Origin of the sequence: Streptomyces sp. YPW6, assembly GCF_018866325.1 — a bacterium.
Taxonomy (GTDB): Bacteria; Actinomycetota; Actinomycetes; order Streptomycetales; family Streptomycetaceae; genus Streptomyces.
In genome coordinates this window covers 2,081,771-2,096,138 of record NZ_CP076457.1, presented here as the reverse complement: position 1 = coordinate 2,096,138, position 14,368 = coordinate 2,081,771, and the positions used below count along the sequence as shown (strand labels likewise).

Annotated in this window: 12 protein-coding genes; 5 read left to right on the top strand and 7 right to left on the bottom strand. The window is 73.8% G+C overall.

Annotation, left to right across the window (positions count from 1 at the left end):
- Positions 1-138 precede the first annotated feature (138 nt).
- Entirely contained in the window at positions 139-933 is a 795-nt protein-coding gene (locus KME66_RS09030; protein ID WP_216320844.1) for a protein phosphatase 2C domain-containing protein, read from the bottom strand.
- Between the two features lie 366 nt (positions 934-1,299).
- Between KME66_RS09030 and KME66_RS09025 the strand changes: the two genes are divergently transcribed.
- From KME66_RS09025 to KME66_RS09005, 5 genes are read left to right on the top strand one after another with little or no spacing between them, the layout of a single operon-like run.
- The gene (locus KME66_RS09025; protein WP_216329163.1) at positions 1,300-4,653 is read left to right on the top strand and encodes a nitrate- and nitrite sensing domain-containing protein; all 3,354 of its coding nucleotides are present in this window, start codon (positions 1,300-1,302) and stop codon (positions 4,651-4,653) included.
- On the top strand, positions 4,650-5,129 hold the full coding sequence (locus KME66_RS09020; protein WP_073214594.1) for a roadblock/LC7 domain-containing protein: 480 nt from the start codon (positions 4,650-4,652) through the stop codon (positions 5,127-5,129). Before KME66_RS09025 ends, KME66_RS09020 begins: the two co-directional genes overlap by 4 nt.
- On the top strand, positions 5,126-5,542 hold the full coding sequence (locus KME66_RS09015) for a DUF742 domain-containing protein (RefSeq protein WP_030810873.1): 417 nt from the start codon (positions 5,126-5,128) through the stop codon (positions 5,540-5,542). Before KME66_RS09020 ends, KME66_RS09015 begins: the two co-directional genes overlap by 4 nt.
- Positions 5,523-6,197 carry an ATP/GTP-binding protein gene (locus KME66_RS09010; RefSeq protein ID WP_216320841.1) on the top strand — a complete coding sequence of 225 codons (675 nt, stop codon included), beginning with the start codon at positions 5,523-5,525 and terminating at the stop codon, positions 6,195-6,197. Before KME66_RS09015 ends, KME66_RS09010 begins: the two co-directional genes overlap by 20 nt.
- Positions 6,198-6,236: 39 nt before the next feature.
- Positions 6,237-7,472 (top strand): styrene monooxygenase/indole monooxygenase family protein, encoded by a 1,236-nt coding sequence (locus KME66_RS09005; RefSeq protein WP_216320838.1) that lies wholly within the window; start codon positions 6,237-6,239, stop codon positions 7,470-7,472.
- 91 nt (positions 7,473-7,563) lie between these two features.
- Here KME66_RS09005 and KME66_RS09000 read toward each other — a convergent pair whose 3' ends face one another.
- The 6 genes from KME66_RS09000 to KME66_RS08980 form a co-directional block, all read right to left on the bottom strand.
- Complete coding sequence (locus tag KME66_RS09000; protein WP_216320835.1) at positions 7,564-8,826, bottom strand: C40 family peptidase; 1,263 nt, start codon at positions 8,824-8,826, stop codon at positions 7,564-7,566.
- 163 nt (positions 8,827-8,989) lie between these two features.
- Positions 8,990-10,249, bottom strand: coding sequence for a PQQ-binding-like beta-propeller repeat protein (locus KME66_RS33865; RefSeq protein WP_253208267.1), 1,260 nt, complete (start codon positions 10,247-10,249; stop codon positions 8,990-8,992).
- Between the two features lie 32 nt (positions 10,250-10,281).
- Complete coding sequence (locus KME66_RS33860; protein ID WP_253208266.1) at positions 10,282-11,979, bottom strand: protein kinase; 1,698 nt, start codon at positions 11,977-11,979, stop codon at positions 10,282-10,284.
- 104 nt (positions 11,980-12,083) lie between these two features.
- Complete coding sequence (locus KME66_RS08990; protein WP_216320832.1) at positions 12,084-12,359, bottom strand: hypothetical protein; 276 nt, start codon at positions 12,357-12,359, stop codon at positions 12,084-12,086.
- 4 nt (positions 12,360-12,363) lie between these two features.
- Positions 12,364-13,140, bottom strand: a complete 777-nt coding sequence (locus KME66_RS08985; RefSeq protein ID WP_216320829.1) for a TetR/AcrR family transcriptional regulator — start codon at positions 13,138-13,140, stop codon at positions 12,364-12,366.
- 91 nt (positions 13,141-13,231) lie between these two features.
- Positions 13,232-14,167, bottom strand: coding sequence for a diiron oxygenase (locus KME66_RS08980; protein WP_216320826.1), 936 nt, complete (start codon positions 14,165-14,167; stop codon positions 13,232-13,234).
- Between the last annotated feature and the right edge of the window lie 201 nt (positions 14,168-14,368).

Below are 14,368 nucleotides of genomic sequence, written 5' to 3'. Positions count from 1 at the left end.
CGCACCCCCGTACCGACTGCGGGCGGCTGCCCCGTACCCCCGTACCGACTGCGGCCGATCCGCCTTCCCGCGCTGGTTGCGGACGGCCGTCGCCCCCGAACCGTCCGCGGCCGGCCGGCCTGCTTCCCGCGCCGACCGTCAGGCCGGCTCGACCAGGAGCGCGGTCGCGTCGTCGTGCGTCTTGCCGCGTCCCAGCCGTACGCGCCCGGCCGCCGCGTCGGCCTCCTCCAGCTCCCGCACCCGGTCGATCAGCCCCTGCGGCCCGGCCTTCCGCAGCAGCCCCAGCGTGTCCGTCCAGTCGCCCTCGCCGAACATCTCCGTCCAGCGGGCCGCCCCGTCCGTGAGCGCGGCCAGCGCCCGGACGTCGGCCGCCGGGGCGCTGCCCGTCACCGCGCGCGAGGCCACCGCCGGATCGGCGGCCGCCGTGAAGAAGCCGCCCTCCTTGTTGCGCACCGTGGCGTCGGCGATCTCCTCCGAGGCCAGCGAACCCGGCGGCAGCCGGGTCAGCCGGTCGTCCAGGACCGCCCGGACCGCGCCGTCGCGGGACTCCAGCAACAGGACCGAGTCGGACAGCACCAGGTACTCGACCGCGCGTTCGTTCCAGCGCGCCAGGGTCACGGTCGCCTGAGGCGTACGCACGTGAGAAAGGTCACAGGTCGCTCGATGGGCTTCCGCAGTACGGGAGATGGCCGCGGCCAGGATTCCGGCCAGAGGCAGATCAGGGCGGGAACCGGACAGTTCCACCAGCGCACCGCCCAGCCGCGCGGTGAACCACGGGACCGAGTGCACACAACCGGCGTCCCCCCGCGGCGGGGTGACGCCGTCGAGCAGCACCAGCACACCACCCTGGCCGGACGCGGGAAGAGTCCCGGAGACCCAGTCCTCGTTGGGGCGTTCGGGACTGCCGGGGGCGGTGGCGAGTTCGATGCGCATACCGCCAGTCTGCACGAACCCTTCACCATCCCCGCACGCGGGCGAAGATGGCCTGTACCAGCAGGTCAACGCGGGCCCCCACGGCGGAAGGAGGGGATCCGGGGAGCATGCGGGCGGGCATCCTGCCAAAGGCGGAGCGGAAGTTCCACCCCGTGGTCCACGCATGGTCAGGGGTCCGCCGGGGGAGACTTGTTCGCCAACTCCAGAGTGATGTTCACTCCTTCGAGTGGCGGAGCGGTTGATGCGCGCCCCCCTCTCCCATAAGCGCTGGAATGGTCGGAAGCCGTACCAGGAGCGGGGCGCCCTTCCATGTGACCGTGCGTCACCTCTGCTTCAAGGGTGGACGAGTCAAGATTGCGAGCACCGGTGCAGAAGAAGCGGCCGCGGAGCAAGGGCACGACGCGCGACGGTTCCGGGGCGACGCCTCCGGCACCCGGTGCGGGCAGGCGCACCGTGCGGGTGCGCAGCCGACTGGTCGCCGGGGTCGCGGTCGTCGGCGTCATCGTCGTGGCGGCGGGCACCCCCGCCGTGCTCGGAGCCTCCGCCGATCTCACCGAGTCCCAGCGGCTGGTCACCCTCGCCGAGCTGAACCAGCAGGCGGTCGCCCTCGGCCACTCCCTCGCCGACGAGCGCGACGCCGTCACCGCGTACATCGCCGCCGGCCGGGCCGAGGAAGGCGAGGACGGCGACGGCGCGAAGAACCGCACCGCCCGCACCACCCGCGTCGACCAGCAGATCGACGAGATCCACGAAGCGGCCTCTGCGGCCCTGCGCCGCGACCTCTCGACGGTCCCCTCCCTGCGCCGCTCCGCGCTGACCGGCAAGGGCTCGGCCCTGGAGGCGCACCAGGCGTACTCCGACCTCATCGCCAAGCTGCACGGCATCGCCGCCGAACTCGCGGAGAAGACCCCGCCGCGCGCCGCCGACGCCACCCGGGCCCCGCTCACCCTCGGCGGCGCCTCCGAACAGGCCTCCGCCACCCGCGGGCTCCTCCTCGCGGCGCTCGCCGTGCCGAGCCCCGAGCCGACGGCCCCGCAGACCGACCCCTTCACCGGGCTGCCCGTGCAGCCCCAGGACCAGGGCGCCACCCGGGCCGACCGGGCACGCGACGAGCTCAGCGCCGCCGCCCAGCAGGCCCGGGTGCGGGAGCTGGCCGCGCTCGCCGACTTCGACCAGGCGGCGGACCCGGAGGCCCGCGACAAGCTCTCCGCCACCGTCACCGGCTCCGAGGTCAACAACGCGGAGAAGTACCTCACCCGCCTCACCGACCGCCCCGAACTGTCGGAGGCGGACCGCGAGGTCAGCCCCCGGAAGCTGGAGGCGGCACTCTCCGCCCGCGTCGACCGGATGCGCAGCGTCGAGTCCGCCCTGACCACCGGCCAGGTCCAGGACCTGGGGGGTCTGCGCGACGACGACGTCACCGCCCTCGAACTGGCCGTCGCCCTGCTCGGCGGCTGTTTCCTGCTCGCCGTCGGCGTCTCCACCGCCGTCGCCCGCACGCTCACCCAGCCGCTCGCCGTCCTGCGCATCGGGGCCGCGCGCCTGGCCGAGGACCCCGAGAACGCCGAACCGGTCCGCTACACCGGCCGCAACGACGAGTTCGCCCAGGTCGTCCGGTCGATGAACACCCTCCACGGCAAGCTCACCGACCTCCACCAGGACCTCGGCGGACGCGTCGAGAGCCTCACCGCCGAACGCTCCGGCCTGATCAAGAGCCGGGAGTCCCTGGCGCAGCAGCGGACCGAACTGCAGGAGCGGGCCGCCGAGCTGACCACCCAGCTGGGACAGCTCAGGAACACGGTCCACCACACCTTCGTCAACCTCTCCCTGCGCACGCTCGGCCTCGTCGAGCGGCAGCTCGGCGTCATCGAGAGCCTGGAGGAGCGCGAGCAGGACCCGGAGCGCCTGGCGACCCTCTTCAAGCTCGACCACATGGCCACGGTCATGCGCCGCCACAGCGAGAACATGCTCGTCCTCGCGGGCGCCGAGCACGGCCACGGCCACGCCGGGCCGATCCCGCTGGTCGACGTCGCGCGCGCCGCCGTCAGCGAGATCGAGCGGTACGAGCGCGTCACCATCCAGTCCCTGCCGCCGCACGCCCAGATCGCCGGGTTCGCCGCCGACGACCTCAGTCATCTGCTGGCCGAACTCCTGGAGAACGCCACCTCCTTCTCCCCGCCGGACTCCCATGTCGAGCTGTCCGGCTGGCTGCTGGAGAGCGGCGAGGTGATGCTCTCCGTGTCGGACGAGGGCATCGGCATGTCGAGCGTCCGGATGGACGAGCTGAATGCCAGGCTGGCCGACCCGGCCTCGTTCGAGGCCGGTGAGCAGAATGCCGACGGCGCCGGACTCGGTCTCCAGGTGACGTCACTGCTGGCCGCCCGGCACGGGGTACGGGTCCAGCTGCGCGAGCAGAAGGGGAGTGGAGTGACGGCCGTCGTCGTCCTGCCGCAGGCCCTGCTGCCCAAGACCCTGCCCGCCGCCACCCCGCCCGCCGTGCAACTGCCCGGCGACGCTCCCGCGCTCAACCTCCCGGGTTCGGTGGCGGAGGCCAACTCCAACGCTCTGCCCAGCCGTTCACCGCAGTCGGGCGGACCGTCCGATCCGGCCGTCGACGGGGAGAAGGCCGCCGGGACAGCTGCCGAGCCCGAGGCGGCGACGGAGCCCGAGCCGGCCACGGAACCCGAGGCGGTCGCGGCCCCGGCGGCCGGGCCGGTCGCCGGCACCGTACCGGGCCCCGACGCCGAGAACGCCCCCGGGCCCGGCCCGGCCGACACCGACCCGATGATCGCCGCCGCCGAGCGGACACTCCGGGAGAACGCCGAGGCCTCCGGGAGCGGCGACGCCGGGACCGCCTCTGCCGACAGCGCCGACGCGAGCCCGGACGCCACCGCCGTACCGCCGCAGGACCAGGTGCTCGACGGTCAGCCGCCGGTCACGGAAGCCGGGGCCGGGGCCGAGTCCGGGGCCGACGGGGACGCCGGGCCGGAGCCCGGGCCCGAGTCCGAGGTCACGCTGCAGGTCCGGCTCCCGAGGCCGCCCGCGGACCCGGCCGGACAGACCGCCCCGCCCGCCTCCGCCGACCCGTACGCCATCGGCCCCGACCGCCACGAGCGCCCGGCCGAGACCGGTCCCGGCGACGAGGGTCCGGACGGGCCCGCGTTCCACCCCGCGCCCCGCGCAGAGGCAGCCGGAGCCCCTGAGGCTGCGGGAGCGCCCGACGCTGCGGGAGCGCCCGCAGCCCCGCACACGCCCGACGCAACCGGACTTCCTCAAGCGCCCGGAGTGCTCCACGCGCCCGACGCCACCGGAGCCCCTGACGCGCCCGGAGCGCCTCACGCGCCCGGAGCGGCCGACGCCCCCGCCGAGACCGTCCCCGGCCAACGCCGCCCCGAGGCCGGGCGCGTCACCGACAAGGGGCTGCCGAAGCGCACCCCCAAGGTGGTCCGGCCCGACGCGACCCCCGCCCCCGGCCGCACCGGCAGCCTCGACCGGGACGCGCTGCGCCGGCGGCTCGGCAGCTTCCACCAGGCGGCCAAGGAGGGCCGGCGCGACGTCGAGGCGGAGATCGCCGAGAGCGGCGGCACCGCCGTCGCCGGGCCCGGGGGCGTGGCCGCGAGGCGCACGGGGCACGAGAGCACCACCACGCACAGCACAGGCGTCGCACAGCACACACGGAACGAAGAGACGGGGGACACAGTCGAGGAGGCACGCAGTTGACTGCGCCCAGCACATTCGGGCTGAGTACCGAGGCCCGGAATCTTCACTGGTTGCTGAGCAATCTCGTGGAGGAGGTGCCAGGGGTCCACTCGGTCACCGTCGTCTCGTCCGACGGCCTGATGCTGCTCTCCTCCGACCCCGGCCATCACCGGGCGAAGGCCGCCGGGCCGCCGGACGGCCCCAAGGGGTCCAGTGCCGACCTGGCCACGATCGTCTCCGGCATCGGTTCGCTGACCGTCGGCGCCGCGAAGCTGATGGACGGCGGCGGGGTCAAACAGACCATGGTCGCCATGGACGAGGGCAGCGTCTTCGTCATGTCGATCAGCGACGGCTCCCTCCTCGGCGTCCACGCCACGCCGGACTGCGACATGAGCGTCGTCGCGTACCACATGGCCCTCTTCGTCGGCCGGGCCGGACACGTCCTCACCCCCGAACTCCGCAGTGAGCTGCGTACATCGATGGAGAGCGCCCTGTGACCACCGCCGCAGCGGAACCCGCCCCCCGGCTCCCCGTCCGCGGGGCCGACAAGCGCCCCGCCCGGGTCCGCCCGTACTCCCTCACCGGCGGCCGCACCCGGTTCGGGCACGTCCTGCTGGTCGAGACGTTCGTCGCCGCCCTCGAAGCACCCGAGGAGCGCCGCGAGCTCACCAACGGCAATCTCGCCTCGCGGATCATGCCGGAGCTCCAGGCCATCGTCGAACTCTGCCGCCGCATGCGTACGGTCGCGGAGATCTCGGCCCTGCTGAAGATGCCGCTCGGAGTCGTCCGGGTGCTGCTCAGCGACCTGGCCGACCAAGGAAAGATCCGCGTGTACGGGACCGGTCACGGCACCGGCCAGCCGGACCGCGCACTGCTCGAAAGGGTGCTCAATGGACTCCGCCGTCTCTGAGGCGCCGCTCTTCGCCCCGCGCCAGCCGGGCTCCCGGGACGACCGGCCGTCGCGGCTGCAGGAACAGGCCGAGGAGTCCCTCCAGGCCTGGCAGCTCGACCACACCCGCGCCCCCACCGCCACCAAGATCGTGGTGGCGGGCGGATTCGGCGTCGGCAAGACGACCTTCGTCGGCTCGGTCTCCGAGATCACACCGCTCCAGACCGAAGCGCTGATGACCCAGGCCAGCGAGGAGACCGACGACCTCTCCGCGACGCCCGACAAGACCACCACCACCGTGGCGATGGACTTCGGCCGCCTCACGCTGGAGGACGACCTCGTCCTGTACGTCTTCGGCACGCCGGGCCAGCAGCGCTTCTGGTTCATGTGGGACGACCTGGTGCGCGGGGCCATCGGCGCGGTCGTCCTCGCCGACACCCGGCGCCTGGAGGACTGCTTCCCTGCGCTCGACTACTTCGAGAGCTGCGGTCTGCCCTACATCGTGGCGGTCAACCACTTCGAGGGGACGCCCGGTTACGCGGCGGAGGACGTCAGGGAGGCCCTGACCGTACCGCCGCAGGTGCCGATAGTGATCATGGACGCGCGTAACAGGATCACCGTCGTCGAGTCCCTCCTGGCCCTCGTGGGCCATGCTCTCGACGTCACCCCCGCCTGACGCCCCGAATTCAGAAACGACGGAGCACGGAGAGCCGCGATGCGGAGAATACTCATAGTCGGAGCCGGCCAGTCCGGGCTCCAGCTGGCCCTGGGGCTGCAGTCCCGAGGCTACGAAGTCACCCTGATGTCCAACCGCACCGCCGACGAGATCCGCTCCGGCCGGGTCATGTCGACGCAGTGCATGTTCCACACCGCGCTCCAGCACGAGCGGGACTACCAGCTGAACTTCTGGGAGTCCCAGGCCCCGAAGATCGAGGGACTCGGCGTCTCCGTCGCCGCCCCCGACTCCTCCCGTGCCATCGACTGGGTCGGCAAGCTGGACGGGTACGCCCAGTCCGTCGACCAGCGGGTGAAGATGGCCGGCTGGATGGAGACCTTCGCCCAGCGCGGCGGACAGCTCGTCATCCACGGTGCGGCCGTCTCCGACCTGGACTACTTCTCCCGCACCTACGACCTGGTGATGGTCTCGGCCGGCAAGGGCGAGCTGGTCTCCATGTTCGGCCGGGACGCGGCCCGTTCCCCGTTCGACGCCCCGCAGCGCGCGCTGGCCGTCGCCTACGTCCACGGCATGGGCCCGCGCCCGGAGCACCCGGAGTTCGACGCGGTCCGCTGCAACCTGGTGCCGGGCGTCGGCGAGCTGTTCGTCATGCCGACGCTCACCACCTCCGGCCGCGCCGACATCCTCTTCTGGGAGGGCATCCCGGGCGGACCGCTCGACGCCTTCCAGGGCGTCAAGGACCCCTCCGAGCACCTGGCGAAGACGCTGGAGCTGATGGAGCGGTTCACGCCGTGGGAGTACGCACGCGCCACCAAGGTCGAGCTGACCGACGCCAACGGCACCCTCGCCGGCCGCTACGCCCCGACGGTCCGCAAGCCGATCGGGCGGCTGCCCGGCGGCGGCCTGGTCCTCGGTGTCGCCGACGTCGTCGTGGCCAACGACCCGATCACCGGCCAGGGCTCCAACTCGGCGTCCAAGTGCGCCAACTCCTACCTGGACTCGATCGTCGAGCACGGCGAGAAGGAGTTCGACGCGGCGTGGATGCAGTCCACGTTCGACCGCTACTGGGAGACCGCGCAGCACGTGACCAAGTGGACCAACGCGATGCTGGGCGTCCCGCCGGAGCACGTGCTGAACCTGATCGGCGCCGCCGGTCAGCTCCAGCCGGTCGCGGACCGCTTCGCCAACGGGTTCAACAACCCGGCGGACTTCGAGAACTTCTTCTACGAGCCCGAGAAGACGAACGCGTACCTGGCCTCGGTCGCCGGGTCCTAGCGACTGTCGGACCCCAGCGCCCCGACCAACCCCCGCGGCGGCCGGACCCGCACCGCCGGTCCGGCCGCCGCGGCGGTGATCGGGGCCGGTGCTACGAGGCGTCCGGCGCCGCTTCCCCGCCGTACCCCGTGTCCGCGCCGTCGCGCGCGCCCTCGGGCAGCTCCGGGCGGGTGTACGTCGACAGCGGTGCGCCGCCGGGGTCGGGGCGTACGGCCCCCAGCAGCGGGTTCGACGCCAGGGGTGACACCTTGACCCGCGCGCCGGGGCGGGGCGCCTGCACCACCAGGCCGTCGCCGATGTACAGCGCCACATGGGTCGCCTTCGGGAAGTAGACCACCAGGTCGCCGGGGCGCAGCCCGGAGACCGGCACCCTCGGGAGCTGCTTCCACTGCTCCTGCGAGGTGCGCGGGATCGTCCGCCCCGCCGCCGACCAGGCCCGGGACGTGAGCCCGGAGCAGTCGAAGGAGTCGGGGCCCTCGGCCCCCCACACGTACGGCTTGCCGATCTGCCGGACCGCGTACGCGACCGCGTCGCCGCCCTGCCGGGTGGGCGGCCGGGTGGAACTGAGCGCCCCGGACGCCACGAGCTCCCGCTGAGCCTTGTCCACGCCCTGCTGTTCGAGACCGGCGAGCTGAGCGATCTGTTCCTCGGAAAGGGTGGCCAGCAGCCCTTCGACCTCCCGGAGTCTGCCGTTCACGGCGTCGCGCTGCTTCTTCTGCCGCGCGGCGAGCTTCTTCTGCTGGTCCAGCGCCTTGCGGGAGGCGGCGGCCAGCCGGTCGGCGCGCCGGGCGGAGTCGGTGAGCCGGTCCACCGTCGCCGCGCGGTTCGCCGCCAGCCGCCCCACGACATGGCTCTGGTCCAGGGCCCGCTGGGGATCGTGCGCCAGCAGCAGCCTCAGGTACGCGGAGAACTCCGTACGCCCCTGGTACTGCTCCCGGGCCAGCCGCCCGGCGTCCCCTCGGCTCGCCTCCAGGGCGGCCCGCGCCTTCGCCAGGTCCGTGTTCACCTTCCTCAGCTGGGAGGTGCGCTGTTTCAGCTTCTCGGCGGTGGCGTTGTAGGTCTCGCTCGCCTCCTCCGCCGCCTGATATCGGGTCTGGAGCTCGCGCAGCAGGGCGACGACGCTCCTGGGCGCCTCCGGTGCGGCGAGGGCGGTCCCGGCATCGACCTCCGCTCGGTCCGCGTCCTGCGCGTCTGCTTCCGGCACGTCCGATTCTGTCGCGTCCGCTTCGCCCGCCGTGCCCGTCTCCTCGGACGGTACGGGGCCGGGCTCGGCCGCGACGACGGTCGCCGGCGAGACCGTGAGCGCCGTGGCCAGCGCGGTCGTACAGACCGCGCGCAGGAGCCTGCCTGACACGACATCACCTCCGTGACGGAGACGGGGCCCGGCAGCGGACCCGTCCATAAGTGAGCGAATCCTATTAATCGGGTCACTCGGCGTCGGGTGATGCAAGCACCGTGCGGCGCGCCGTCCGGCGTATCCCCCGGACGGCGGCGGTGATGACGGGAAGCGTTCTGTCTCAGGCCACCGGGAAGGCGTAGAAGGACCGGTCCCGCTGGACGACGACGGTCTTGCCGAAGGCCAGCACCCGGTACGACGCGGTGACCGTCCCCCCCTGCGGGTCGGCCGACCCGATGTCCTGGAACTTCCACAGCCGCTCGCCGTCGGCCGCCGAGAACGCCGTGACCTGGATGGCGTCGGCGGCGATCAGGGTCTTCTCGCTGCTGCTCAGCGTGAGCGAGGGGGCGGGGCCGGTGCCCGGGACCTCGGTGGAGCGCCGCCAGACGAGCCGACCGCTCTCCCGCTCCACCGCACCGACCAGCCGGCTGCGTTCGGTGGTGTGGATCAGCGGCCCGGCGATCAGCGGCGTGCCGAACCACGACCCCTTGCTGCCCTCGACGCGCCACAGCGGCTTCGTCGTGTCCGCCTCGAAGGCCTGGAGGTCCCGGCCGACCGGCGCGTACAGCGTCCCGTCCTCGTCGCCCGTGGTGGCGGCCTCCAGGGAGGCCGCGCCGTACTGCTTGGTCCACAGCAGCTTGCCGGTCTGCTGGTCGAACGAGCGGATCGACCCCTTCCCCTTGGCCTTCTTGACCTCGGCGGCCGTCAGCGTGGCCGCGTCCTGCCGTACGAGGACGTCGGCGGAACGCTCGGCGACCACCCGGTAGGCGGGGGTGCCGGGGGCGCGGCCGGCGGGCACGGGGGTGCGCCACAACTCCTTGCGCTGGACGATGTCGTAGGCGAAGAAGTGGGCTTCGACGACTTCCTTGTCCTTGCCCTTCTTCTCGCCCTTCTTCGGCTTCGGGGCCTTCACGGTGACCGTGTGCGACCCGGTGAACCAGATGACCGGCCCGGAACTTCCGGCCAGCCGTCCGACGGTGAGGCCCGGCAGGTCGTCGAAGGCCTCCGAGTAGCGCATGCGGTGGACGACCTTGCCGTCCTTCGGCGACAGCCACAGGAACTCCGTCGGGCTCGCCACGAAGACCAGATCGGCGCCCGCCGCCAGCGCGGCCTGTCCCTTCGCCCCGTCCGCGCGCTGCCACAGCCGCTTGCCGGTGCGCAGGTCCACGGCACTGGCCTGGCTCTCGCTGGTCAGCACGAGCAGCCGGTCCTGCCAGACGGCGGTGGTGAGCGGGGACGCCTCCGACGCCGGGTGCGTGTAGATCCAGCGCGGCTCGGGGGCCTGCCCGGGGAGCGTTCGGCGGGGCTCGGGCACGGGCTTCTCGTCCGTCGCCTCGGCGGTGCCCCCCGACCCGAGCGCGGCGACCGAACCGCCGCCCACGACCAGTCCGCCGACGGCCGCCGCCGCGATGGTCAGCAGGGTCCGGCGGCTCGCGGCGGGTCGGGCGCCGGTGCCGGCGCGGGGGCAGCGGCAGCGACACCATCGGCCCTCCGCCGGGACCGCCCGGACCCGCGGGCCCGGCCGGGAGCGCCGCCGCGGGGTACGGGGCGGGGCCGCCGTGCGGGGGCCCGGCTGCTGCGGGGCGCCGCCGGGGCGGCGGGCAGGGCGGGCGGTGCTGCGGGGCGCGACGCCGGGAGGGCACCGGGCGACTGGGGCGCGGTGCGTTCGTGGGGGAGCGCGAGCTGGGTGGTCGGACGGTCGTTCCGCGCTGGGCGCGGCCCGGTGTTGAGGAACCGGGTGGTGCCCCGGTCCTCGTCGGCGGTCCCGTCCCCCGCGGGCGCGGGGGTGTCGGCGGAATTCCGGAGCGCGGGCGCCGGGGCCGACCCCGGGGCAACCGGCCGGGCGTCATCCGGCCGGGCGTCTTCCGGGCGAGTGTCCTCCGGGCGGGCGTCCTCCGGTTCGGGGGAGGCGGGGCTCCCGACGGCCTCGGGAGCCCCGGAGGCCGTCACCGTGTGCGCGTCCGCGGGCCGGGCATCCTCCGGTTCCGGAGCGGAGCGCGTGCCCTCCGGCTCCGGGAGCGTCCGGGATGCCTGGGGCCGGGCGTCCTCAGGGGGCGCAGGGGTACCGGGAGCGGCAGGGGTACCGGGAGCCGCAGGGGTGCCCGGAGCCGCAGGGGCACCGGGAGCCGCAGGGGCACCGGCCCGGCCCGCCGCCTGCGGCTCCCCGGACTCCGCCGAGAGGTCTCCCGTCTCCGGCGTCTCCAGGGCCAGGACCGGCGCCTCCTGGTCCGCGACCGCCGCCGCGAGCGGTTCGGGCAGCCAGCCGCCCCGGGCGAGGCCCGCCGCGCCTTCCAGGGCCAGTTCGGCGGCGACCGTGCCGGCGGTGGGCCGCTGATCCGGGTCCTTCGCCAGGCAGTTCGCGATCAGTGCGCGCAACGCCTCTGGTACGGCGTCGAGTTCGGGTTCGTCCTCGGCGATCCGGCGGGTCGCCTCCTCGGCCGGGCCCTCGGCGAACGGGGTCGTGCCCGTCGCCGCGTACGCCAGGAGCAGCCCCAGGACGAACAGGTCGGAGGCGGCGGAGACCTCCCTGCCCGCGATCTGCTCGGGCGTCAGATATCCGAGCCGTACCGACAGCTGGCCGCCCGGACCGGCCTCGGCGGACGCGGCGGCCCCCAGCGGTCCGAAGGCGGTGAGGCGCGGGCCGTCGGCGGCCAGCAGCACCGTGCCGGGGGCCAGCCCCTGGAGCACGGACCCGGTGGCGTGCACGCGGGAGAGGATCTCGGCGATGCCCGCGCCCAGTATCCGCAGCGCCCGCTCGGGCAGCGGACCGGCGATCCCGATCGCCTCGGCCAGGGGCAGCGCGGGCACGTAACCCGCCGCCGTCCAGAGGGTTTCCGCCTCGTCCGCCGGTGTCTTCGCCGGGGCGCCGGCGTCCAGGGGCGGCGCCACCCAGCCGCCCGCGAGGCGTTCGGCGGTGCGGGCCTCGGCCTGGAAACGGCGGCTGAAGACGGGGACGGCGGCCAGCTCGGGGCGCGCGGCGGTGATGAGGGCGCGCTCGCCGGACGCGAGGTCCCGCGCCACGTACCGTACGGCGCTCGCGCTCTCGTCGAAGCGGGCCAGCGCGGTGAAGCGGCCGAAGCGGCGTGGATCGTCCTGACGCAGCGCCTCCATGGCGCACCCCCTTGTGACCGTCGTGCGGCGACCGGACGGCCCGTCCCCGGCGCCTGACCGTCGATCTTAGGGCCTGCGCAGGGGGCGGGGCCGCCCGCCGCCGTTCAGTCGCTGCGCGGCGGCTTGGACCAGGGCCACGTGAGCGTGCGGTGCTCACGGCCGCCCGGGGCGTACTCGTACACCCAGCCGCGCTGGAGGCCGAGCCGCTTCGTGTAGCCGGCCGGGACCCGCTGGTAGGCGTACACCGTGGCGGGGCCGCCGTCGGGGGAGGGCACGGGGACCTCGTACCACTTCGGCGGATGGCCGGTCGGGCCCAGCAGGATCGGCAGGACCCGGCCGTCCAGGGGGCCGCCGCGGAAGGGGGTGTTCTCGCTCTTCACGCGGTCAGTCTGACGCAGGGGGCGCGGGCAGCAGGTGCGCCGCCTCCGCGAGGACCGGAATCACCCGTTCTGCCAGTTGTCCGGCCGGTCCCGCGGAGGTCTCCAGGGCCAGCAGGTCCTTCACCACCTCCGCGGTCTCCGGGTCCGTGGCGGCGGTCGCGGCGAGCAGGGCGATGAGGTGGTCGACCAGCCAGCCGCGCAGCTCGGCCGCGGCCGGCTGCTTCCCGTCGTCCAGCCACATCAGCGAGGCGGCCTCGACGGCCGCGATCCAGCTGCGCACCGTCATCCGCAGCCTCGGTCCGGCGGGCCGCTCGCCGGGTCCGCCCATCCGCCCGAGGTGGCGCAGGATCTCGTCGGCCGCCGCCCGCCGGACCCCGTCCACGATCGTCGTCGTGCGGGAGGTCTCCACCACGCTGCCACCGCGCAGCAGGGCGCTGAACCCGGTGTCGTGCTCGTCGACGAAGCGGAGATAACGGTCCAGGACCCGGGCGACCCGTTCGGTCGGCGGGCCCACCGGCGGTTCGGTGAAGCACAGCGTCAGCTCCTCGGCCGCCGAGCCGAGCGCGGCCTCGTACAACTGCTGCCGGCCGCCGGGGAAGTAGCGGTAGACGAGCGGCCGGGACACCCCGGCCGCCACCGCCACCTCGTCCAGCGACACCTCGTCGGGCGCCCGGTGCGCGAAGAGGCCGAGCGCGGCGAGCAGCAGCTGGGCGCGGCGTTCCTCGACGCTGAGCCTCCGGTACGTCGCCCGGGGCGGCGGGACTGCGGCGGTGGACGTCATGCCGTCGAGCTTAGGGCCTGGCCGCCGATGTGCCGCCTGCCGGTCGGCGGCGGCGCGACGGCCCCGCCCCGGTGCTGCCCGTCGGCACATCTCAGGCCAGCAGGCCGGAGCTTCGCCACAGCCGGCGGCCCACGCCGTTGAGCAGCCCGATGTCGTCGAAGAAGTCGGTGAGCCGTTTCGCACCGGACTGCATGACCTCGGCGCGGTGCCCGCTCGCCTTCACCTGGGCGACGGCCTCGCGACGGTCCAGGCCGACGTTCTCGTACACCCGCGGGTTCACGAAGCAGACGGAGAACACCCGGGCCGCCTCGCCGCAGCTGGCCTTGGTCAGTTCCCGCTCCCAGCGCGGGGCGGTCACCATCTGGCGGCGCAGTTCCTCCCGGGCGTACCGGACGTGCCGGGCCTCCTCGATCACATGGATGCGGGTCACCCCACGCACCAGCGTCTGCACCCTCTCGTCGGGGAAGGTCAGGCGCTGCATCCAGTCGAGGATCTCCTCCCCGAGCAGGGTCGCGGCGAACGAACCGGGCGTGGTGGAGACGGTCTTCAGGACCCGGGCCAGGTTGTGGTAGACGCGCGGCACCTCGTACGTCGGCGCGCCGCCCCAGTCGATCATGCGGCCGAACATGATCGAGTGACGGCACTCGTCGGCTATCTCCGTGAGCGCGTAGCGGACGTGGTTGCTGGTGACGGGCTTGTCGTAGACGTGCCGGACCAGCAGCTGCATCAGGATGATCTCGAACCAGATGCCGAGCGAGGCCAGGGCGGCCCCCTCGTGCCGGGAGAGGTCCAGGCGCTGCTCCTCGGACATCCGCTCCCACATCGGGGTCCCGTACAGCGAGACCAGCTCCGGCGGCCAGAACCACTTGCCGTCCTCGACGGCGGCGTCCCAGTCGAGTTCGGTGTCGGGGTCGAAGGAGTGCTTGGCCGAGGACGCGAGCAGCCGCAGGGCGATCTCCTCGCGGTCGCGGAGCGGCCCGAGCGCGTCGCGGAGCACGGTCACATCACGAGCGGTGACGGTCGTCATGGCGGGAGCACCTCACACAGGGGGTACCGGCAACAGGAGTTACCGGCGGTCACTCCTTATGAGACTGCCTGTCAGCAAGGCCGTCAATCCCCTGCGCACGGTTCCGTCCGACTTGTTGACCCGCTGTCTACCAACGTGTGAACCTGCCGGGGAGACGGCCGGGATGCGCACTCAACCGCCGTCGGCGTCACGGAACTTGTC

What these genes read in the sequence shown, in the direction of transcription:
- KME66_RS09010 (WP_216320841.1), top strand. Translation starts at nt 5,523, where the DNA reads ATGGACTCCGCCGTCTCTGAGGCGCCGCTCTTCGCCCCGCGCCAGCCG.
- KME66_RS09030 (WP_216320844.1), bottom strand. Translation starts at nt 933, where the DNA reads ATGCGCATCGAACTCGCCACCGCCCCCGGCAGTCCCGAACGCCCCAAC.
- KME66_RS08985 (WP_216320829.1), bottom strand. Translation starts at nt 13,140, where the DNA reads ATGACGTCCACCGCCGCAGTCCCGCCGCCCCGGGCGACGTACCGGAGG.
- KME66_RS09005 (WP_216320838.1), top strand. Translation starts at nt 6,237, where the DNA reads ATGCGGAGAATACTCATAGTCGGAGCCGGCCAGTCCGGGCTCCAGCTG.
- KME66_RS33860 (WP_253208266.1), bottom strand. Translation starts at nt 11,979, where the DNA reads ATGGAGGCGCTGCGTCAGGACGATCCACGCCGCTTCGGCCGCTTCACC.
- KME66_RS08980 (WP_216320826.1), bottom strand. Translation starts at nt 14,167, where the DNA reads ATGACGACCGTCACCGCTCGTGATGTGACCGTGCTCCGCGACGCGCTC.